The sequence below is a fragment of the Flavobacterium sp. 1 genome (genome assembly GCF_002797935.1).
Classification (GTDB): Bacteria; Bacteroidota; Bacteroidia; order Flavobacteriales; family Flavobacteriaceae; genus Flavobacterium.
This window is the reverse complement of sequence record NZ_PGER01000001.1, coordinates 4,038,638-4,059,745: the sequence shown is the minus strand read 5'-3', so window position 1 is coordinate 4,059,745 and position 21,108 is coordinate 4,038,638. Positions and strand designations below refer to the sequence as shown.

Below are 21,108 nucleotides of genomic sequence, written 5' to 3'. Positions count from 1 at the left end.
GCATTATGCACAAAGCTAAAATACGATTGGCCTACCGAATTGTGATTGACAGCAGTTCAGCATTCCTATGGGATAAATATGTTTGGGAAGATACATTCAAAGAATATCTGATGCAAAATCAGCAATTCAATTCGAAGGAAAATCCCAAAAACACCTTTAGAGAATTATTAACCGAAAATGAAAAAGCAGTTCAGCTGCATTACTTAGTAGGCATTGCTGCAAATAGTTATGTTGAGCAATTAAAAGGAAATCTTCATAGGGTTACGGATGTATTAGGGAATAATTATTTTCCTTTTTCCAATTTCCAATTAGACATTATTAATACAGACATCACTGATATATCAAAGCATAAAATAGGTATAACTTTTTACTCTCCGCTACTAACATTAATTGATATTATGGAAGGTAACTATTTGATTTCTAAAAACATTGAAGAATTGAATGGATTGGAAACTCTAATGTTTCCTATGCAGCCTCATTTATCAATTTGTTATTGTCAAAAAAATATCACGGACAACTTATAAAAAATAAAGACCGTTTACTCATTAAGAATAAACGGTCTCATTGTATAAATCTTTATAAACTTTGGAGTTAAAATCTACAAATTCGAAAAGAAATCATTCCCTTTATCATCAGTGATAATAAAAGCGGGGAAATCTTTAATGGTGATTTTACGAACGGCTTCCATGCCTAATTCTTCAAAATCAACTACCTCAACCGAAAGAATATTCTCTTTAGCTAAGATTGCTGCGGGACCACCGATAGAACCCAAATAGAATCCGCCGTAAGTTTTACAAGCATTCATCACGTCTTTGGTTCTGTTTCCTTTGGCAAGCATTACCATGCTTCCGCCATTCTTTTGGAATTCCTCTACGTAAACGTCCATTCTTCCTGCAGTTGTTGGTCCAAAACTTCCCGAAGCCATTCCTTCTGGTGTTTTAGCCGGACCTGCGTAATAGATTGGATGGTTTTTAAAGTATTCCGGCATTGGTTTGCCGGCATCCAGTAATTCTTTGATTTTAGCGTGAGCGATATCACGGGCTACAATCAAAGTTCCGTTTAATTTCAAACGTGTTTTGATAGGATATTGAGATAATTTTTTAAGTATATCTGCCATTGGCTGATTCAAATCAATTTCGACAGCTGGTTCCAAATGTGGAGCAGTTTCAGGCAGTAAACGTTTTGGATTTACTTCCAATTGTTCTACAAAAATACCATCTTTGGTAATTTTGCCTTTGATATTTCTATCAGCCGAACAGGAAACTCCCAATCCAACCGGACAAGAAGCTGCGTGGCGAGGCAAACGGATTACACGAACATCATGCGTAAAATATTTTCCGCCAAATTGTGCTCCAATTGCACTTTGCTGGCAGATTAACTGTACTCTTTTTTCCCATTCTAAGTCACGAAATGCCTGACCTGCCATGTTTCCAGTTGTTGGCAAATGGTCTAAATAACCTGCGGATGCTTTTTTTACAGTTGCTAAATTCGCTTCCGCTGAGGTTCCTCCAATCACTAAAGCCAAGTGATACGGCGGACAGGCTGAAGTTCCCAAATCCATTATTTTGGCACGAATGAAAGCATCCAATGATTTTTCATTCAGCAGTGATTTTGTCTGTTGGTATAAATAGGTTTTATTCGCAGAACCGCCACCTTTTGCTAAAAACAAAAACTCGTAAGAAGCTCCTTTTTTAGCATAAATATCAATCTGCGCCGGAAGATTAGAACCTGAATTTTTTTCTTCAAACATACTGATTGGCACAATTTGCGAATAACGAAGATTGCGCTCTTGGTACGTATTGAAAATCCCTTTTGAAAGCCATTCGGCATCATCAGCTCCTGTATATACATTTTCGCCTTTTTTGGCCATTACAATCGCAGTTCCTGTGTCTTGGCAAGAAGGCAGTTCCCCATCGATAGCTACAACTGCATTCTGTAATAAATTATAAGCCACAAATCGGTCGTTGTCTGTCGCTTCAGGATCATCAAGAATCGCTCTTAATTTTTCCAAATGTGAAGTACGCAGCATAAACGAAACATCTTTCAATGCTTCCTGAGCCAATAATTCTAATCCTTTTGGATCAACAGTAAGAATTTCTCGTTCTCCTAATTGTTCTGTTTTTACAAAATCAGAAGTGATTTTACGGTATTGTGTATCGTCTTTTAAAATAGGATAAGGATCCTGGTATATAAAGTCCATAGTTTGTTTTTTTTTAAAGAATGCCAAATATAAGAATTGTTCAAAGAATCGTAACTGATTTATATCAGCTTCCTAATCAAATAATTTGAAAACTTAAAAAAAACTGGAAAAAACATACCGATTATAAAAATATATATTTTTTTGAAATCATTTTAAACCTAGATTCAATAGTTATTTCATGGAAAACGAAAGGCCAATTTGCGGACTAAATTTCAAATATAATTAAAATTTAATTATTTATTAATCAGGTATTTATACGCTTTTGCAATAAATTCACAACAAATACATTTGTTTTTGTTAAAAAGTAATCAATCAATTAATTATTAACCAAACTAACTAAAATGAAAAAAAAATTACCAAAACTCATTGCATTAACTGTTGTTACATCAATGATTTCTTTTTCATCATTTGCACAAAAAACCGAAAAAGGCATCAGTCAGAAAAACTTGTCCGAGAATGGCTCTCCAAGTTTAATTACTTTTAATGAAAAGTCTGATTATAAAAGATCTGATTTTCAAAAAGCACTTAAAGAACAACTAAGTTTAGATGAAAATCAAACATTCTCTAACATCAAAACAGAATCGGATAAAGATGGTTTTACACATGAAAAATTTCAATTGTATCACCAAGGAATTAAAGTAGAATTTGCTACATACAGTCTTCATTCCAAAAATGGAAAATTAGCGTCTATGAGTGGTGAATATTATGCTATCAACAAAGTGAATATCAAACCAACTCTTTCTGCCGAAGCTGCATTTGAAAAGGCCTTAAATCAAATTGGAGCTAAAAACTATTTATGGGAGAATGAAGCGGATGCAGTTGTAATGAATTATTCCAAACCAAAGGGCGAGCTTGTTTTGTTGCCATCAATGGAAGAACAAGGTCTTAAACGAAAAAAAGACAATGTTCGTTTGGCTTATAAATTTGATATATATGCCACAAATCCAATAAGTCGCGGCGATATTTATATTGATGCCGAAACTGGACAAACTTTATTTTATAATGCTACTATTAAGCATTTAGGAGAATTTAGTCATGGTGGGAAAACTGCTTCTTCAGAAAAAAAAGCAACTAACTTAGATGAAGTAAATTTAGCCATTGTAGCTGCAAATGCTGCAACTCGATATAGCGGAACACAGACATTACAAACAACTTTAAGTGGTTCGTCTTATATTTTATCGGATGGAACTAGAGGAAATGGAATTCAAACGTATAATTCTGCAAGAACTGCAACCTATCCAACAACAAATTTTACTGATGCCGATAATAACTGGACAGCAGCAGAGTTCAATAATACCAACAAAGACAATGGAGCCTTAGATGCTCATTGGGGAGCAGAAATGACATACGATTATTGGTCAGCAGTTCATGGAAGAAACAGTTATGACAATGCAGGTGCAAAAATAAAAAGCTATGTACATTATAATTTAATAGCTGCTGGTTACTCTGACAACAACAATGCTTTTTGGAATGGAAGTGTTATGACTTACGGAGATGGAAGTGGAACTGGTGGATTTGATATTTTGACCGCAATGGATGTTGCTGGACACGAAATTGGACATGCAGTTTGCACCTATACAGCAAATCTTGCCTATCAAAAAGAATCTGGAGCCATGAACGAAGCTTTCTCCGATATTTGGGGAGCTTGTATTGAATACAGAGCTGCACCTGCAAAATCAACATGGCTTATAGGTGAAGATATTGAAAGAAGAACAGGACATTTGTCTTTGCGATCCATGAGTAATCCGAAAACAGAAGGACAGCCTGATACTTATGGCGGAACAAATTGGTACAATGTAAGTTGCACCCCATCCAATTCAAATGATCAATGTGGTGTTCATAGAAATTCAGGAGTTTTAAACCATTGGTTTTACATTTTATCAGTTGGTAAATCAGGTACAAATGACATTGGAAGCGCCTATAATGTAACGGGAATTACAATTGACAAAGCTGCCAAAATAGCCTATCGTTTAGAAAGTGTGTATTTGTCAGCAAATTCAACGTATGCCAATGCCAGAACTTATGGAATTCAATCTGCAACTGATCTTTATGGAGCAGGTTCAGCAGAAGTAATTGCAACCACAAATGCTTTTTATGCAGTGGGTATTGGAGCAGCTTATTCTGGTTCTTCTGATACAACAGCACCAACAGCACCTGCAAGTTTAGCTGCTGCTGGAACAACATCGACAACTACAAATTTGACTTGGGTAGCTTCGACTGATAATGTAGCGGTAACTGGATATAATGTTTACAACGGAACTACATTAGTAACAACTGTTACAGGATTAGCTTACACTGTAACCGGTTTAACAGCAAGTACTGCCTATACTTTTACAGTGAAAGCCAAAGATGCTGCAGGAAACCTTTCAACAGCAAGCAATGCGGTTAATGTAACTACAACTGCATCAACAATTACGTATTGTACTTCTAAAGGAAACAGTGTTGCTTATGAATATATTGATTATGTAGCAATTGGCGGCATTGCAAATACTACTGGTGCAAATGCAGGTTATGGAAACTTCACCAACTTAACCGGAAACTTGCCTTACGGTTCAAATACAATAATTTTGAGTGCTGCTTTTGCGAGTACAGCATACACTGAATATTGGAGAGTTTGGATCGATTTTAATCAAAATGGAACTTTCGAAACTTCAGAGCAAATGGTAGCAGGATCATCTTCTCTTAGCACAAATCTGTCCTATACTTTTACAGTACCAACAACTGCCTTGGCTGGAACTACCAGAATGAGAGTTTCTATGAAATATAATGCCGCCCAAACCGCTTGTGAATCTTTCTCTTATGGAGAAGTTGAAGATTATACCGTAAACATTGGTGCAGCTGCAATAACAGGATTTAATAATACAATTGCAAGTGAATTGGGTAATGAGAATAATTTATTTGATTATACAATTTATCCAAACCCAACTAACAGTTTCGTAAACATTAGCATGGCTGACAATAGAAAAGTTTCATACCGAATTATCAACTATTTAGGACAACAAGTAGATGCAGGAAAACTTTCTGAAAACGCAATCAACGTTAATAAATTAAGTACTGGTACTTATATTATTGAAATAAATGATGGTCAAAAAACAATGACTAAAAAATTGATTAAGAAATAATTATATTTTTAAAAAAAATGAAAAGCCTCGCAGAAATGTGAGGCTTTTTTATGGCGTTGCTCTATTAAAACAAATTGAAAACTCCTATCGTTATTGAATTTATAATAACACTGTGTTTTTTTTTAAAACAACTCGCTACCAAAATAGCTGTTATTATACAAATTAAATCAGCCAAAAGCATAGTGCTTAAAGCGTATCGGGTATTTTTTATATTAACTGAATCAAAGTAAACCGCAATGACATAAAAAGTACTCTCGGCACTGCATTGAAAAATACTGCTTAATCTTCCCGTTAAGGAATCGGCACCAATTGAAAGATTTCTTGAGACAATTCAACGGAGTAAGTTCTAAATATCTACAAAACTATTTGAATTTATTTGCTTATGCTGACAAACTAAGAGAGTCTAAAAAACACAATTAAACAATGGTTGGTAGGTGCTTTGTTAGCCGATAATGCGTACAACCTAATATTTACTCTTTGGTAAAAATGCTGTTAATATTAGAATATAGTGACAATTATAATCGAATTTAGACTAACAAAAGAGTTTTTTGTAATTTTACAAAAGCGCCATTTTTTATATTCTATAAAATACAGGCATAATAGCCTAATGGTGATAATAAAAGCATAAGTCTGAATAAAATCTAACAGAAATGGAAACTAAAAAAGAACTGTCACAGGAAAAAAGCACGGCATTGCTTCAGATATTAAAAACCCGTTTTGAAAAAAACATTGACCGCCATAAAGATCTTAAATGGGAAAACATACAGCCAAAACTAGAAGCCAATTCCGAAAAACTATGGACGCTTAGTGAGATGGAAGCAACTGGCGGCGAACCAGACGTTGTTGGATATGACAACAATACTGAGGAATATATTTTCTATGACTGTTCTGTAGAAAGTCCTGCTGGCAGAAGAAGTTATTGTTATGACCGTGAAGCTCTTGATAAAAGAAAAGAAAACAAACCCAAAAATAGCGTTTTAGACGTTGCTTCAGCAATGGGCATTGAACTTTTATCCGAAGATCAATATCGGGATTTACAGAAATTAGGAAAGTTTGACAATAAAACCTCCAGCTGGATTGTAACACCAACGGCTATTAGAAAACTTGGCGGTGCCATCTTCGCCGATTTTCGATACGGAACTGTTTTCGTATATCACAATGGCGCAGACTCCTACTACGCGGCAAGAGGATTTAGAGGTTCACTAAGAGTTTAAATTTTTAAAATTGAATTATACTCAGCAGTTGTATTCAAAATACTAACCGCTTTTTTGATTTCAGGATTGTTTTTGATGTAATAATCATAAAGACCTTCCTGATATTGATAGCGTTTGATGATCTCATCCAGCAATAATCCTTTTATTTCCTTTTGGTTTTTATCCAGTAATGCATTCTCCGATTTTTGAAGAGCAGCAAGAAGCTGTTGGTATTCAGGAGCAATAGCCTCATCCAGTTTTTCAGTTTTGGCTGTAGCCAGAGTGTTTTTCAATGCTATTTCGGTTTCTGTATCAAAAGTTAATTTTTGAGCTTTTAGAAATTGTTTAAAATCAGCATAATCAGCATCTGTAATTACAGGGATTTTAGTTCCTAAATTTGGATTTTTATAATAATAGTTAGTCGCATAATTAAAAATACCGTCGTTTTTCAATAAAGCATTTGCAATAGGACTTGTCTTAGTTTCTTCCATTTCGATGTCCGGCAAAATCCCGCCACCATCATAAACAGTTCTTCCTTTTTTGGTTTTAAAGGCATTGTAGTTTTTGGCATCGGTTCGGGTTGCCACACCGTTTTTGTCTTTATGAGCATAATCCAGCGCTTGAATACATCTGCCCGAAGGGGTATAATAGCGGGAAATAGTTACTTTGAGCTGAGTTCCATACGTTAGCTCAACTGGTCTTTGCACCAATCCTTTTCCAAAACTGCGGCTTCCTAAAACGACAGCGCGATCCAAATCCTGTAACGCTCCCGAAACAATTTCGGAGGCAGAAGCACTTCGGCCATTAACTAAAATCACTAAAGGAATGGTTGTATCTACTGGTTCTTGTGAAGTTTTATAGGTGTTGTTGTGTTTTTCGATTTTGGATTTGGTAGTCACTATAATTTCGTTTCTTGGCACAAAAAGATTGCAGATGTTTACCGCTTCGTTCAATAATCCGCCTGGATTTCCTCTTAAATCCAAAACGATTCTTTCGGCCCCCTGCCTTTTTAGCTGTTCTAATGCTTCTTTAGTTTCGTTAGAAGCTTTTCTGTTGAAGTGAGCCAGCACGATATAACCCGTTTTATCATCAATCTTGGCAAAATAAGGAACCGATTTGATTTCGACTTCATCCAGTACAATTACAGTCGAATAAGGTTTGCCTTGGCGAATGTATTTGATATCAATTTTGGTGTTTTTAGAACCTTTTAAAAGTTGAGAAGCATCATCTTTAAAGTCAGACAAAGGAGTATCGCCAATTTGAATGATTTCGTCACCAGCTTTGAGTCCTGCTTTATCTGCAGGGAAATTTTTATACGGTTCTTTCAGAATTAATTTATCGTCTTTTCGGGTGATTAATGCTCCAATTCCTGTGTATTCACCAGTATTATTGATTTTAAATTTGAGTACTTCCTGTTCGTTAAAATAAACGGTATAAGGGTCAAGAGAACTCAGCATTCCTTTGACAGCATTGTTCATCAGCTCGGCGGGAGTAGTCTCATCGACATAATTTTTATTCAGTTCTTTGAACAGAGTCGTGAAAATTTCCAATTGTTTGGCAATCTCAAAATAGTCGTCTTTGAAACTTACTCCCACAAACAAAAATGCAGAAGCAACAACTGGAATAATGACTTTTTTTTGGAAAAAGGTACGCATGATTATATGTTTTTTTTCTTGAATCGTTTTCTTATAAAATAAAATAGAGCAACTGCTAAAATAATAAAAGGCCAAACCTCCAGTAATCCCAAAAAGAAGCTTGAAATAGTATAAAATCCAGATTTGAAAGAATTCCATACCTTGGCGCCATAAGAAATGGTAACCCCTTTTTCTTCTGCAATTGTTTTATAGAACTCAACTGTAATTGTGCTCAATGAGATTTTATTTTGCATATATCTCAATTGCCCTTCTTTGGCTTCAATTTCTTCCCTGATAGCTGAAAGCTGCGCTTCAATAGCCAGCATTTCAGACATTTTAGTTGCTTTTGCCAAAAGTTCAAGATACCTGTTTTCAAGTTTTTTTTTGGCTTTCAATCGGGCGTCAATGTCGATATATTGTTCGGTGACATCTTCAGAGCTAATCTCTTTATTGTCAAAATAAGTAACTCCAGTCGAAATGTCTTTTATGAAAGAGTCAAAGTTTTGATTTGGGATACGAACCGTTATTCTTCTGTAAATAGTGCCATAGTCCTTTCCTTCACTATCATTCTGAATGAAAGCCTTTCCTTTTTTTACAGCAATTTTTATTTGATCATAAGTTGTCTCTAAGTTGTCTGTTTCAAATCTAAGATTGCCGTTTTTGATTATTTTTTGTTCAATGACTTTGTCTTCGATATTTGGGGATTCAGAAATGCTTTCGTCATTAGAAATCATTTTTTTTGCCGGTAATTTTACCATGGTAATAGCTGAATCTTGTGAAGCTTCTGCCTCGGCTTTTTTACAACTTAAGACTGCGAAAATTAAAAGAGCAATTATTAATTTTAATTTCATACGGTAGTAATTTATTTTTAAAAATACAAAATTAATTTAGATTATAACTAAGCAGTAAAATTGCTGTACGAAATGAATATTTAGCAGAATGCTATTCTTCTTTTTTTATCTGCTGTACAAATTTCTCAAATAACTGCACGGTTTTAGTATTGATTTCTTCAAAAGTCAAACGGTCTTTGCTTTGGTAAAAAAACATAAATGAATACGGCTGATCCAGATTGTCTAAGAGTAAATGCTTATTGAGCCTATAAGTTTCACGCAAAACTCTTTTGAAATAATTACGGTCAACTGCTTTCTTAAAATATTTTTTGGAAACCGAAACGCCTATTTTTATTTTTTCGCTTTCGCCAAAAGCTCCCGCATTATAAACCAGCCTCAAAGGATATTTTGAAACTGATTTTCCTTCTGTAAACAATAATCCAATGGTTATTTTGCTTTTGAGTTTTTCGTTTTTGGGATAAGTGAAGTTCATTTTATAAAATAAGCGGTGTTATAATAAGGCAAAGGTACAATTAATGTGGAGTGGTACAATAGGCTGTTTTTGAATCTAATTAGATTTTCAATTCTTAAGAAAGTTTCTTTTTTATTGTTGCAAATTATGTTTAAAATTTTGTAAATTTATGTTTTACAGTTAATTAGACGGGATTGTATTAATTGGCAGAGTTATAAATAGACCTAAAAATATATTTCTTACTTTTGTGGCAAATTTAAAAGTATGCAAAAGTTAATTTCGTATCCCTTATCTTTTATCGTTTTAGTATTAATATTATTGACTTTGGTAATATTTCACCCGATTCAATGGATTTGTTTAAACGTATTTGGTTATCAGGCGCATAAAAAAAGTGTTGATTATTTGAACTTTATATTGCTTAAAATCGTTATAATTTTAGGAACGACTTTTAGTTTTGAAAACAGGGAAAGTATTCCAGAAGGCGTGCCGCTTGTTTTTGTAGCCAATCATCAGAGTTTGTATGATATTATTGCTATCATTTGGTTTTTGAGAAGATTTCATCCCAAATTCGTCAGCAAAAAAGAACTAGCAAAAGGAATTCCAAGTGTTTCTTATAATTTAAGACACGGAGGATCGGTAGTTATAGATAGAAAAGACCCAAAACAAGCTATACCAGCTATCAAAAAAATAGCTGATTATATAGAAAAACATAAACGATCGGCGGTAATTTTCCCTGAAGGAACACGCAGCCGCAACGGAATACCAAAGGAGTTTGCACAGACTGGGTTAAAAATTTTATGCAAGAATGCGCCATCGGCTCATATTGTTCCAATCAGTATTAATAATTCATGGAAATTATTAAAATATGGCTCTTTCCCTTACGGTTTAGGAAATCATATTACATTTGTAGCGCACGAATCATTTGCAGTAAAGGATTTTGAATTTAAAGATATCATGCAAAAAACCGAATCGGTTATTGTAAACGGAATAAAAATTTAATAATTAATATAATGTCTATAAAAAACATTCGTCTGGAAGTAATGCAATTTCTAGAAAACAAGGTTGACAGTTTTGTTGATCAATACTTGATACCTGTAGAGAAAATTTGGCAGCCTTCTGACTTTTTACCCAATTCCGAAAGTGATAATTTTCTTGAAGAAGTAAAAGAACTAAGAGAAATTTCCAAAGATCTGCCTTATGATTTTTGGGTAGCTATGGTTGGTGATATGATTACCGAAGAAGCTTTGCCAACTTATGAAAACTGGCTGATGGAAGTGGAAGGTGTCGATAACGAAGGTAGAAACGGCTGGTCAAAATGGGTTCGTCAGTGGACAGGAGAAGAAAACCGTCACGGTGATTTATTGAATAAATACTTGTATTTATCAGGTCGTGTGAATATGCGTGAAGTGGAGATGACTACGCAACACTTAATCAATGATGGTTTTGACATTGGAACGGGCAGAGATCCCTATAAAAACTTTGTATATACCAGTTTTCAGGAATTAGCTACCTATGTTTCTCACAACAGAGTGTCACAATTGGCCAAAAGTTATGGTGATAAGAAATTATCCAAAATGTGTAAAATGATTGCTGGTGACGAAATGCGTCATCATCATGCCTACAGCGAATTTGTAACTCAAATTTTTAAAGTGGATCCAAGTGAAATGATGCTTGCTTTTCAATACATGATGAAACAAAAAATCGTGATGCCTGCTCATTTCTTAAGAGAATCCGGAAATAAAATCAGTTCTGCTTTCGAGCATTTTTCTGATTCTGCACAGCGAATTGGTGTTTATACCGCAAACGATTATGTAGAAATCATGCAAAAATTAATTGATAAATGGGAAATAGATAAAATCAGCGGTTTGACTGATGAAGCCGAAAAAGCCCGTGATTACTTGATGAAATTACCAGGCAGAATGGCAAGAATCTCTGAAAGGCTTGTTATTCCTACTGAATCATTCCAATTCAAATGGATAGAACCGGCGAGATTGTAGATGTAAGAATGCAGATTTCAGATTTCATGGTGTAAAAGAAAATATTTTAAATTAAATATTTTTTGAAATTACCATTGAAATTGATTTTTGCTATTGATATATAGCTGATTTTTGAGGTTTATACTTTAAAAATCAGCTTTTTTTATAAAATATAAACAGCAGGGCAAATGAGTAATCTGGATTTAATAAATAAAACAATTCTTTTTGTAAGGGGAAAATTAGCTAATGCAGAAGGAGGACACGATTGGTTTCACATTCAGCGGGTGTATAAAAATGCATTATTAATTGCTGGCGAAGAGAACTGTGATGAAACCGTTGTTAAACTAGGTGCTTTGCTTCATGATATTGCCGACAGTAAATTTCATGATGGAGATGAAACAGTTGGTCCAAAAATAGCTCGAGAGTTTTTGGAGAGTGAAGGCGTTTCCGAAGATATTATTACATATGTTATTCAAATCATAGATAACATTTCTTTTAAAGGCGGAAATAACGAAAAGCATTTCTCGTCCCTCGAATTGGATATCGTCCAGGATGCGGATCGTTTGGACGCTATAGGCGCCATTGGAATTGCCAGAGCCTTCAACTATGGAGGATTCAAAAACAGATCGATGTATGATCCCCAGATTGCTCCAAAATTGAATATGACCAAAGAGGAGTACAAAAGCAGTCAGGCACCGACAATAAATCATTTCTACGAAAAATTATTATTGCTGAAAGACAAAATGAATACCCAAACCGGTAAACAAATAGCCCAAAAAAGACATGATTACATGCAGGGTTTTTTGTCACAGTTTTATGCAGAATGGGATGGAGAACAGTAGAGAAGCACTGCAGTGCTTCTCAGATATTGGTTATCAATTAAATATCAACATTATAAACAAAAGCCTATGTCAAGTAACAATTTAAAATGTTCAGAAGCTGATATGCTGATCAGAAAACCAGTTTCTGAAGTTTTTCAGGCATTTATCGACCCAGATGTGACCAAACATTTTTGGTTTACAAAAGGAAGTGACAAACTGGAAACAGGCAAAACGGTAATTTGGGAATGGGAAATGTACAATTTTTCCACCAAAGTCGTCGTCAAAGAGATTATTGCCAATCAAAAAATAGCTATTGACTGGTTTACTTCGGATGTGCCTACCACTGTTGATTTTACTTTCAAAACACTAAGCGACAGATCAACTTTCGTAAGCATTAAGTATTATGGTTTTGATAAAACAGGTGACGAATTATTAGAAACAATTAAAGATTCGACAGGTGGATTTACCATTGTTTTGGCAGGGTTGAAAGCATATTTGGAACACAACATTAATTTGAATCTTATTCTGGATAAATTCCCGAAAGAGATCATGCAGCACGGGAAAGAGTAAAAAAAGAAAGCAGAAGACAGATAGCTGTTGTAAGGTTTTAAAGCTAGGCAGTTGTTTCTGAAAACTGCTATCTGCCCTCTAAATTCTAAAATCTACAACCCTTTCTCTTTCATCTCCAAAATCACATCCGAAGCATTCTTGAAAGTAGGCGCTTGTTCAATAATAGTTCCAACACGTTTTTTGTTGAGTTTAAAGGTAATATCATTTTCTGTTGTGAATAATAATGCCGTCAAAAAGGGGTTATTCATATAAGGAGCCAAAACAAAAAAAGCTTCTTCCAGCGAATGAAAACTTTCTATTTCTTCGGTTTTGTATCGAGCAATAATCGAAAGGCTGAACACGTCATTTTCCAATAAAACGGGACGTACATAAATGTTTTTCAATTCGGTGTCGCCAATGGTTTTTGCCAAGGTTAATTTGGCATAAGTTTTATCAGCGATGCTTTCTTTTACTTTTTCCCAGAATTCGGCAAATACGGGTTGGAAGGACATATAGATTGGTTTTTTTATTTTTAGAATGAAAGCACAAAAATAAGCTATGCCTTTTTATTCTCGTGTTTTTACAGTAAATAATCCCAAAAATTTTCTTTGTGAATAACTTGTGTGGTTTTTGGATGATACTTTTCTGTAAATGACTTTGTAAATCGCACTTTTTGATTCGGATTGTATTTAATTTCAAAAGCTTCAATTTCGGTGTTTTTAACTTCTAAATAATCGATTTCGGCCTGTTGTGCGTTTCTCCAAAAATAAGTGTCTTTGAATTGGTTTTCATACGCCAATTTCTTCTTGCGTTCGCTAATAATAAAGTTTTCCCACAACGCCCCAATATCATCACGAAGTTCTATCGGATTAAAATTTTTGATAATTCGATTGCGTAAACCATTATCCCAAAAATACACTTTTCTGCCTTTTTTGAGTTCATTGTCTTGGTTTTTGCTAAAAGCATTTAGACTAAAAACAATAAAGTTTTTCTCTAGAATATCAATGTATTTCTCAACTGTCAATCGATTTATTCCTAAATCATTGGCTAGAGAATTATAACTAATTTCACTGCCAATTCGATATGCCAGCATTTGTACCAATCGCTGTAAAGTTGCTGATTTTTTTACACCTTCCAAGTTCAGGATGTCTTTATAAAGAAAACCTTCAACCAAATCATTGAGAATTTTTTCTTCTTTGCCAACACTGGTAACCACTTCTGGATAATAACCAAAAACCAAACGATGAGCTACTAAACGGGTTTCTTCAATAAAATTGGAATGTTTAACCATTTCGCCATAACTCAAAGGGAAAAGCTGTAATTCCTCTTTTCTTCCCACCATCGATTCCTTGGTTTTGTCTGCTAATTCGAAAGCACTGCTTCCAGAGGCAATGACTTGAATTTCGGGATAATTATCAACCATTCTTTTGATGAGTAAGCCAATGTTATGAATCATTTGGGCTTCGTCAATGACAATAATTTTATTATCTCCGATTAGAGCCTTTAATCTGTCGGTTGTGACGTTTTCCAATAAAAGCTGGGTGTCGGGTTCATCGCCATTTAACCATAAAAACGATTCCCCTTTGACAGTGTTTTTTATCAAAGACGTTTTACCTACTTGCCTTGCGCCAAATACCAATATTGCTTTCCCTTTGAAAAGGTAGCTGTCAATTTCTGTTTGTGGGCTTCTATTTATCATTTTGCATCCAAATTACAATGCAAATATATAATAATTTGATATTGTAATATCAAAAATATATAATAATTTGATATTGTAATATCAAAAATATATAATAATTTGATATTTTGAAGATATGAATTCAATTAGTCAGCTATCTGAATGCTGCTTTTCTGAATACTGAACACTTTTTTATTTCCCCTTAAAAACAGCTTTTCTTTTTTCTAAAAACGCTTTAGTTCCTTCGTTGAAATCCTCGGTTCCAAAACAACGTCCGAAGTTTTTAATCTCAGTTTCATAACCGTTTTTGCCTTCAGCAAAATTAGCGTTGATAGATTTTATAGCTCTGCCAATTGCAAAAGGAGAGTTTTTTATAATTTTTTGAGCAATAGAATCAGTAAATCCGATTAGTTCAGCTTGAAGTACTACGTGATTTACTAGGCCGTATTGCTTAGCTTCATCGGCGGTAATCATTCCTGCAGTCAGTATCATTTCCATTGCACGGCCTTTCCCTACTAATTGCGGTAAACGCTGTGTTCCTCCATATCCTGGAATAACGCCAAGAGAAACCTCTGGAAGTCCCATTTTGGCATTATCAGAAGCGATTCTGATATGGCAGGCCATCGCCAGTTCTAATCCGCCACCCAAAGCAAATCCATTGATTGCTGCAATGACAGGTGTTTTTAGATTTTCTATATAGTTAAAAAGCAATTCTTGTCCTTGAAAAGCCAGCTGCGTTCCTTCTTCAATAGTGAAATGAGCAAATTCTGAAATATCAGCACCGGCAACAAACGCTTTATCTCCGCTTCCTGTGAGTATAATAACTTGAATTTCTTTGTTTTTACCCAACACTTTAATGGCTTTGTGCAAATCATTTATAGTTGCAATATTCAAAGCATTTAGCTTGGCTGGTCTATTGATTACAACAGTTGCGATGTTGTTTTCTATTGTAATTAAAAGATTGTCGTAGTTCATGGAGTTTATTTTAGGAGTTAATAATGGGGAGGGTAACCGTAAAAATAGTTCCTCTTCCAAATTTAGTTTCAAAGGTAATTGTTCCGTTGTAGTTTTCTATAATGTTTTTTATGATTCCGAGACCTAGACCCATTCCGCTGTTTTTGGTAGTGAATTTGGGTTCAAAAATATTGTCAATATGTTCTGGATTTATACCTGTTCCATTGTCTTTTATAATAATGACAACTTGATTTTTTTCTTTTTTTAGGCTTACCAATACCATTTTAGTTTCCTGATTGTCTGGAATAGCCTGTGTGGCATTTTTGACCAAATTTGTGATGATTCTAATGAGCTGTGTTCTGTCAATTTTTGAAACAATCTCTTTTTCAGAGCATTCAAAAACAATATAATCCTCATGAAAAATATCCAAAGTCAGTTCTATCACTTCTACAACATTCAGCAGTTCATTTTGCTGGGCAGGCATAGAGGCAAAATCTGAAAAGGCAGATGCTACAGAACTCATTGTATCAATCTGCTGTATCAGCGATTCAGAAAAATCATTTAATTTTTGTCTGATATTTGGTTCTTCAGGATTAAATTTTCGCTGAAAGCTTTGAATTGTAAGGCGCATTGGCGTAAGCGGATTCTTGATTTCGTGAGCCACTTGTTTGGCCATTTCTCTCCAAGCCAGATCCCGCTCATTTTGAGCGAGTACAATAGCGTTTCTTTCAAGTTCTTCGGTCATTCTATTATAGGCGATCAATAGCATGTTGATTTCTTTAATCTTTGCCGAAAACGGAATTTTTTCATTCTTTTGGTTCAAACTGGTTTCTCTTAATTTTTCAGCAAAATCATAAATAGGCTTAGTGATAAATGAAGACAGTATGTAAGCCAGTCCAAAGGCTATTGCAATCATTAGCGAATAGACTTGCACCAAACGGATTAAAAAACTGTTTAATTCCTTTTCGTAATAACCATCATCAGGAATATTGGGTAATTTTAGAATGGCAATTGGTTTAAACTTTTTGTTTTTTATTAAACTATAAGAAGATCGATATTTTATTCCATTAACGGTTTTAACTTCAAGAAACCTTTTATCTATTGACGAATTAACTAATCGAAGGATGAATTTTGAGACTGTAGGGGTATATTTTTCTATCGAAAAAGATTCTTTTGATGATTTTATCAATTTTCCATCTAAAGAATAGATTTGTATTTCAGTATTTTGAATATCTGATATTTCGTGGATTTTGTCCTTAAAAATTATCTTGATATTATCATCAGTGAGTGGATAATCTGTTGTTGAAAGCATATAATCAATATGCTTTTTCACATACATTTCCATGCCTTCTATCCGCCTTTGATTGTATTTCTTGGCGACATTTTTATACTGAATGATGGAAATGGTTATGAGTAAAAGGGAGGTGGCAATGATTAGTATAATCATTGAAATGAAGATTCTAAAACGTAATGAAATTAACGGAATCTTGTATCCTTTAAACATGATTATGAATTGTTTTTCTCCCTGATTTTTTTGTAAAATTTAAAACCTAGCATGATTGTAATTGAAAATATAAAAATACCGATTACACCGTAAATCCAGTTCACGGCATTCTTTAATACAACCAAAAATACAACCGCAAATAATATAATCGTGGCTATTTCATTCCACAAACGCATAAAATTGGTGGTGTATTTGACCTCATCTCTCTGCAGTTGACTGAAAATCTGCTGGCATTTTAAATGATATAAATACAGCACAAAAACAAAGCCAAGTTTTACATGCATCCATGGCATTTGTAACCAAGCTTTTCCCATTGGAGTAAAAAACAGCATCCAAAAAGCAAAAATACTAGCAAAAACAGCACTTGGCCAAGTAATGATGTACCACAAGCGGTAGGTCATTATTTTGTACTGCTTTTGCAGGATTTCTTTTTCTGGCGAAGGTTTGTCAGCTGCTTCTATCTGGTACACAAACAAACGGACAATATAAAAAAGTCCGGCGAACCAAGTGATTACAAAGATGAGGTGCAGGGATTTTAGGTAGTTATAGATTTCCATTTAAGTCTTTTTTCTATTCTCTTTTTTCTATTTTCTATTTAGCCCAATCATTAATCCAATTACTAACCGTTTCACACCATTCGTCATCATCATTCAAACATGGAATTGCTAAGAAATTCTCTCCTCCTTTGGCTTCAAAATCTTCTTTGGCGCGCATTGCAATTTCTTCTAATGTTTCTAGACAATCCGAAACAAAAGCCGGAGTTACAACGGCAAGATTTTTAATTCCTTTTTCGGGCATTTTATCAATTTCGACATCAGTATAAGGTTCCAGCCATTTGTCGCCTGCCAATCTGGACTGAAAAGTCAGGCTGTATTTGTCTTCTGGAAGATTCAGTAATTTAACCACTTGTCTGGTCGTTTCGTAACATTGATGGCGATAGCAAAAATCATGTGCCGGCGACGGCGTGTTACAGCAGGAACCGTCAATTTTGCAGTGCGATTTGGTTACATCGGTTTTGCGAATATGACGCTCCGGAATACCGTGATACGAAAACAATAAATGATCATATTCAAATCCAGATAAATGCTTCTTAATTGAATCGGCTAAGTTTTTAATATAATCGGGTTTATTGTAAAATGCAGGAACATCGGTAAACTTCATATTCGGAAATTTCTTCTTGCGGATTTCTTCGGCTTTGACTAAAATAGTTAAGGTCGAAGCCATAGCGTATTGTGGATACAAAGGAAAAAGCAAAACCTCATCTATACCTTGGTCATGTAATTCCTGCAGTCCTTTTTCAATATTCATCGAACCATAACGCATGGCCAGCGCCACAGGAACATCTACTAAAGGCTGTACTTTTTTATGCATTCTTTGAGAAAGCACAACTAAAGGTGAACCTTCGTCCCACCAAATTTTCTGATAAGCATGAGCCGATTCTTCCGGACGTTTTCTTAAAATGATACCGCGAACCAGCAAGGCGCGCAATAAATACGGAACATCAATAACGTATTTATCCATTAAAAATTCGTCTAAATAAGGTTTTACATCTTTTGTCTGCGGGCTTTCAGGTGAGCCTAAGTTTACTAATAATACGCCTTTCATATATAGGTTTAGTTTTTGCCAAAAGTATAGAAAGCAACTTTTTGGTAATATGATAAATGTTATTTTTTTGTTATGTTTTAATATCTAAAAACAATAGTGTTTTAGATGTTGGAGTTTATTGACATCAGGTATTTTTTTGGAGTGGTTCCAAATTTCTTTTTGAATGCCGCTATAAAATGGCTTCCAGTGCTGTAGCCAATTTTCAAGCCAACTTCATTCACATTATATGAGCCGCTATCGAGCAATTTTCGGGCATAATCCATTTTGTAATCGAATAAGAAGCCATAAACAGTGTCGCCATAAATTTGTTTGAAACCCATTTTGAGTTTTTTCAGCGTCAAACCTATTTCGTCTGCCAGTTCTTGCAATCCTGGTGGTTCGGCCATATTAGCAATGATGATTTCTTTGGCTTTTTTAATTTTCAGCACATTGTCTTCATCAATCAGAAAAGGGCATTGCTCTGCATTTGGATCTTCGGTTCGGTTAAAATACAAACTCAATAATTCATATCCTTTTCCTTTGTAATATAAATTTTTGATGGAAGGATGCAGGCTGTAATGAAACAGCTGCGTCAGTACAATTGCCATTGACGGACTGATGTCATCTTCCTTATAGTATTTTTTGTCCCGATTGTCATCGCTCAAAAAAGTAATATAATTGGCCTCATTCGAAAACAAAGCGTGGAATTTTTTGATCGAAATAATTACCGAAATGACCCAAGAGCTTGGAGCTAATTCCAGATTCAACGGCAGTTCTTTTTGAGGATTGTATAAAAGCAAAGATTTTTCTTCTTTCAGTTCCAAAGCATAATTGCCTTGGTTGAAGATAAATTTAGCACTTCCTTTTAGCCCAAAATGGAATTGAATCAATCCGCTGGTGACCTCATGTTGTGCCTGAAAAGGCACTTCACTGTCGTTTTGAAAACGAATCAGCGTGAAATCATCTTCAATAGTTATAATTTCTTGTGAACCCATAGCGATATTTTTTTAATTAAAATATGACTTTTATCGAAAGTATTTATTTAGAATCACTCTAAACAAGTTCAAATATGTCCCTTGATAGTGCCACAAAAATAACAGTTTTTATTATAAAATAACGAATTAAATCCAAAAAAGCATACAGCGACACAAAAAGAACTTTTAGCGTTACTTTTATAGAAATGATAGTAATAGTTTTGTATCACTTTATGTGAAAGTGAATATATGGAAAATCATAACGTTTCGAAGCATCACTATTTTTACTCAGTTGGTCTTAGCTACAAAAAAGCCGATGCCGAGATAAGAGGTAAGTTTAGTTTAGACACTGTAGCTAAAACACGTCTGCTCGAACAAGCCAAAAATGAAGGGATTCAAAGTCTTTTTGTTACTTCAACCTGTAACAGAACTGAAATCTACGGCTATGCCGAGCACCCTTTTCAATTAATAAAATTGCTTTGCGAGAACAGCAACGGAACTGTTGAAGATTTTCAAAAAGTAGCCTATGTTTTCAAAAATCAAGAGGCTATTTCTCATTTATTCCGAGTAGGAACAGGTTTGGACAGTCAAATTCTAGGCGATTTTGAAATCATCAGCCAGATACGAAATGGTTTTGCCGAAGCCAAAGCAATGGGTTTAGCCAACACTTTTATGGAACGATTGGTGAATGCCGTTATACAATCCAGCAAAAAAATTAAAAACGAAACCGAAATCAGTTCAGGGGCCACTTCGGTATCTTTTGCATCGGTTCAATATATTATCAAGAACGTTCCAGACATTGGAAACAAAAATATTCTACTTTTTGGCACAGGGAAAATCGGAAGAAATACCTGTGAAAATTTAGTGAAACATACCAAAAACGAACACATTACTTTAATCAACAGAACCAAAGACAAAGCCGAGAAATTGGCCGGAAAATTGAATTTGATTGTTAAGGATTACTCGGAACTGCATCTTGAACTTCAAAAAGCGGATGTAGTAGTGGTGGCAACCGGAGCTCAAAATCCTACGATTGACAAAGCCATCCTAAATTTGAAAAAACCATTGCTGATTTTGGATTTATCAATCCCGAAAAATGTGAACGAAAACGTCAAAGACCTTGAAGGCGTTACTTTAATTCACATGGATCATTTGTCGCAGATGACAGATGAGACATTGGAAAACAGAAAGGCTCATATCCCCGCAGCCGAGGCTATTATTGAAGAAATAAAGGATGAATTTATCGCTTGGACAAAGGTTAGGAAGTTTGCGCCAACGATCAATGCCTTGAAAGAGAAGCTAAACACGATTAAAAATTCGGAATTGGATTTTCAAAGCAAAAAAATATCCAACTTCAACGAAGAACAAGCCGAAATCATCAGCTCCAGGATTATCCAAAAAATCACGACCCATTTTGCCAATCATCTAAAAAATGAAGACACAATGGTTGATGAGAGCATCGATTGGATCGAAAAAGTTTTTCAAATAGAAACGACTGCAAAATAATTTTACCATTAAGAAATTAAGTTAATTTAGCTTTCTGAAATCAATTCATAATGATTTTAAAAGCTAAACCTTAATGACCCTTAAATTTCTTAATGGTTCGAAAGAAAAACC

The 21,108-nt window shown here is 34.7% G+C and carries 19 protein-coding genes and 1 pseudogene; 8 read left to right on the top strand and 12 right to left on the bottom strand.

Annotated elements, in window-relative coordinates:
* The first annotated feature begins 5 nt into the window (after window positions 1–5).
* Window positions 6–524 carry a hypothetical protein gene (locus CLU83_RS16410; protein ID WP_100432600.1) on the top strand — a complete coding sequence of 173 codons (519 nt, stop codon included), beginning with the start codon at window positions 6–8 and terminating at the stop codon, window positions 522–524.
* A gap of 74 nt (window positions 525–598) precedes the next feature.
* On the opposite strand, the gene CLU83_RS16405 is transcribed toward CLU83_RS16410, so the two are convergent.
* Entirely contained in the window at window positions 599–2,200 is a 1,602-nt protein-coding gene (locus CLU83_RS16405) for a fumarate hydratase (protein ID WP_100433781.1), read from the bottom strand.
* A 341-nt stretch (window positions 2,201–2,541) separates the two neighbouring features.
* On the opposite strand from CLU83_RS16405, the gene CLU83_RS16400 reads away from it, so the two are divergent.
* Window positions 2,542–5,322 (top strand): M4 family metallopeptidase, encoded by a 2,781-nt coding sequence (locus CLU83_RS16400; protein WP_100432599.1) that lies wholly within the window; start codon window positions 2,542–2,544, stop codon window positions 5,320–5,322.
* Window positions 5,323–5,386: 64 nt separating this feature from the next.
* Here CLU83_RS16400 and CLU83_RS22555 read toward each other — a convergent pair.
* Window positions 5,387–5,635 (bottom strand): annotated as a pseudogene (locus CLU83_RS22555) (hypothetical protein); the annotation flags it as partial.
* Between the two features lie 337 nt (window positions 5,636–5,972).
* Here CLU83_RS22555 and CLU83_RS16390 point away from each other — a divergent pair.
* Window positions 5,973–6,536, top strand: a complete 564-nt coding sequence (locus CLU83_RS16390; protein WP_100432598.1) for a DUF4256 domain-containing protein — start codon at window positions 5,973–5,975, stop codon at window positions 6,534–6,536.
* On the opposite strand, the gene CLU83_RS16385 is transcribed toward CLU83_RS16390, so the two are convergent.
* The 3 genes from CLU83_RS16385 to rnpA form a co-directional block, all read right to left on the bottom strand.
* Window positions 6,533–8,170: a S41 family peptidase gene (locus tag CLU83_RS16385; protein WP_100432597.1), complete on the bottom strand. Its 1,638-nt coding sequence runs from the start codon at window positions 8,168–8,170 to the stop codon at window positions 6,533–6,535. The two genes, CLU83_RS16390 and CLU83_RS16385, sit on opposite strands and share 4 nt — an antisense overlap.
* A gap of 2 nt (window positions 8,171–8,172) precedes the next feature.
* Window positions 8,173–9,000 carry a DUF4349 domain-containing protein gene (locus CLU83_RS16380; protein ID WP_100432596.1) on the bottom strand — a complete coding sequence of 276 codons (828 nt, stop codon included), beginning with the start codon at window positions 8,998–9,000 and terminating at the stop codon, window positions 8,173–8,175.
* A gap of 91 nt (window positions 9,001–9,091) precedes the next feature.
* On the bottom strand, window positions 9,092–9,472 hold the full coding sequence (rnpA, locus tag CLU83_RS16375; RefSeq protein ID WP_100432595.1) for a ribonuclease P protein component: 381 nt from the start codon (window positions 9,470–9,472) through the stop codon (window positions 9,092–9,094).
* A gap of 243 nt (window positions 9,473–9,715) precedes the next feature.
* On the opposite strand from rnpA, the gene CLU83_RS16370 reads away from it, so the two are divergent.
* The 4 genes from CLU83_RS16370 (at window position 9,716) to CLU83_RS16355 (ending at window position 12,818) form a co-directional block, all read left to right on the top strand.
* Window positions 9,716–10,450, top strand: coding sequence for a 1-acyl-sn-glycerol-3-phosphate acyltransferase (locus CLU83_RS16370; RefSeq protein ID WP_100432594.1), 735 nt, complete (start codon window positions 9,716–9,718; stop codon window positions 10,448–10,450).
* Window positions 10,451–10,461: 11 nt separating this feature from the next.
* A complete protein-coding gene (locus CLU83_RS16365; RefSeq protein WP_100432593.1) occupies window positions 10,462–11,448 on the top strand; it encodes an acyl-ACP desaturase in 987 nt (328 codons plus the stop codon).
* A 167-nt stretch (window positions 11,449–11,615) separates the two neighbouring features.
* Window positions 11,616–12,269: an HD domain-containing protein gene (locus tag CLU83_RS16360; RefSeq protein WP_100432592.1), complete on the top strand. Its 654-nt coding sequence runs from the start codon at window positions 11,616–11,618 to the stop codon at window positions 12,267–12,269.
* A 66-nt stretch (window positions 12,270–12,335) separates the two neighbouring features.
* Window positions 12,336–12,818 (top strand): SRPBCC family protein, encoded by a 483-nt coding sequence (locus tag CLU83_RS16355; protein WP_100432591.1) that lies wholly within the window; start codon window positions 12,336–12,338, stop codon window positions 12,816–12,818.
* A 92-nt stretch (window positions 12,819–12,910) separates the two neighbouring features.
* Here CLU83_RS16355 and CLU83_RS16350 read toward each other — a convergent pair whose 3' ends face one another.
* From CLU83_RS16350 to CLU83_RS16320, 7 genes are all read right to left on the bottom strand, one after another.
* On the bottom strand, window positions 12,911–13,309 hold the full coding sequence (locus CLU83_RS16350; RefSeq protein WP_100432590.1) for a hypothetical protein: 399 nt from the start codon (window positions 13,307–13,309) through the stop codon (window positions 12,911–12,913).
* A 68-nt stretch (window positions 13,310–13,377) separates the two neighbouring features.
* On the bottom strand, window positions 13,378–14,496 hold the full coding sequence (locus CLU83_RS16345) for an ATP-binding protein (RefSeq protein ID WP_100432589.1): 1,119 nt from the start codon (window positions 14,494–14,496) through the stop codon (window positions 13,378–13,380).
* A gap of 171 nt (window positions 14,497–14,667) precedes the next feature.
* A complete protein-coding gene (locus CLU83_RS16340) occupies window positions 14,668–15,450 on the bottom strand; it encodes an enoyl-CoA hydratase/isomerase family protein (RefSeq protein WP_100432588.1) in 783 nt (260 codons plus the stop codon).
* 10 nt (window positions 15,451–15,460) lie between these two features.
* On the bottom strand, window positions 15,461–16,876 hold the full coding sequence (locus tag CLU83_RS16335; RefSeq protein ID WP_100433780.1) for a PAS domain-containing sensor histidine kinase: 1,416 nt from the start codon (window positions 16,874–16,876) through the stop codon (window positions 15,461–15,463).
* Window positions 16,877–16,935: 59 nt separating this feature from the next.
* A complete protein-coding gene (locus tag CLU83_RS16330; RefSeq protein ID WP_100432587.1) occupies window positions 16,936–17,490 on the bottom strand; it encodes a CopD family protein in 555 nt (184 codons plus the stop codon).
* A gap of 34 nt (window positions 17,491–17,524) precedes the next feature.
* Entirely contained in the window at window positions 17,525–18,538 is a 1,014-nt protein-coding gene (gene hemH, locus CLU83_RS16325; RefSeq protein WP_100432586.1) for a ferrochelatase, read from the bottom strand.
* 101 nt (window positions 18,539–18,639) lie between these two features.
* Window positions 18,640–19,512 (bottom strand): helix-turn-helix transcriptional regulator, encoded by an 873-nt coding sequence (locus tag CLU83_RS16320; RefSeq protein ID WP_100432585.1) that lies wholly within the window; start codon window positions 19,510–19,512, stop codon window positions 18,640–18,642.
* 228 nt (window positions 19,513–19,740) lie between these two features.
* On the opposite strand from CLU83_RS16320, the gene hemA reads away from it, so the two are divergent.
* A complete protein-coding gene (hemA, locus tag CLU83_RS16315; protein WP_100432584.1) occupies window positions 19,741–20,997 on the top strand; it encodes a glutamyl-tRNA reductase in 1,257 nt (418 codons plus the stop codon).
* Window positions 20,998–21,108: the final 111 nt, after the last annotated feature.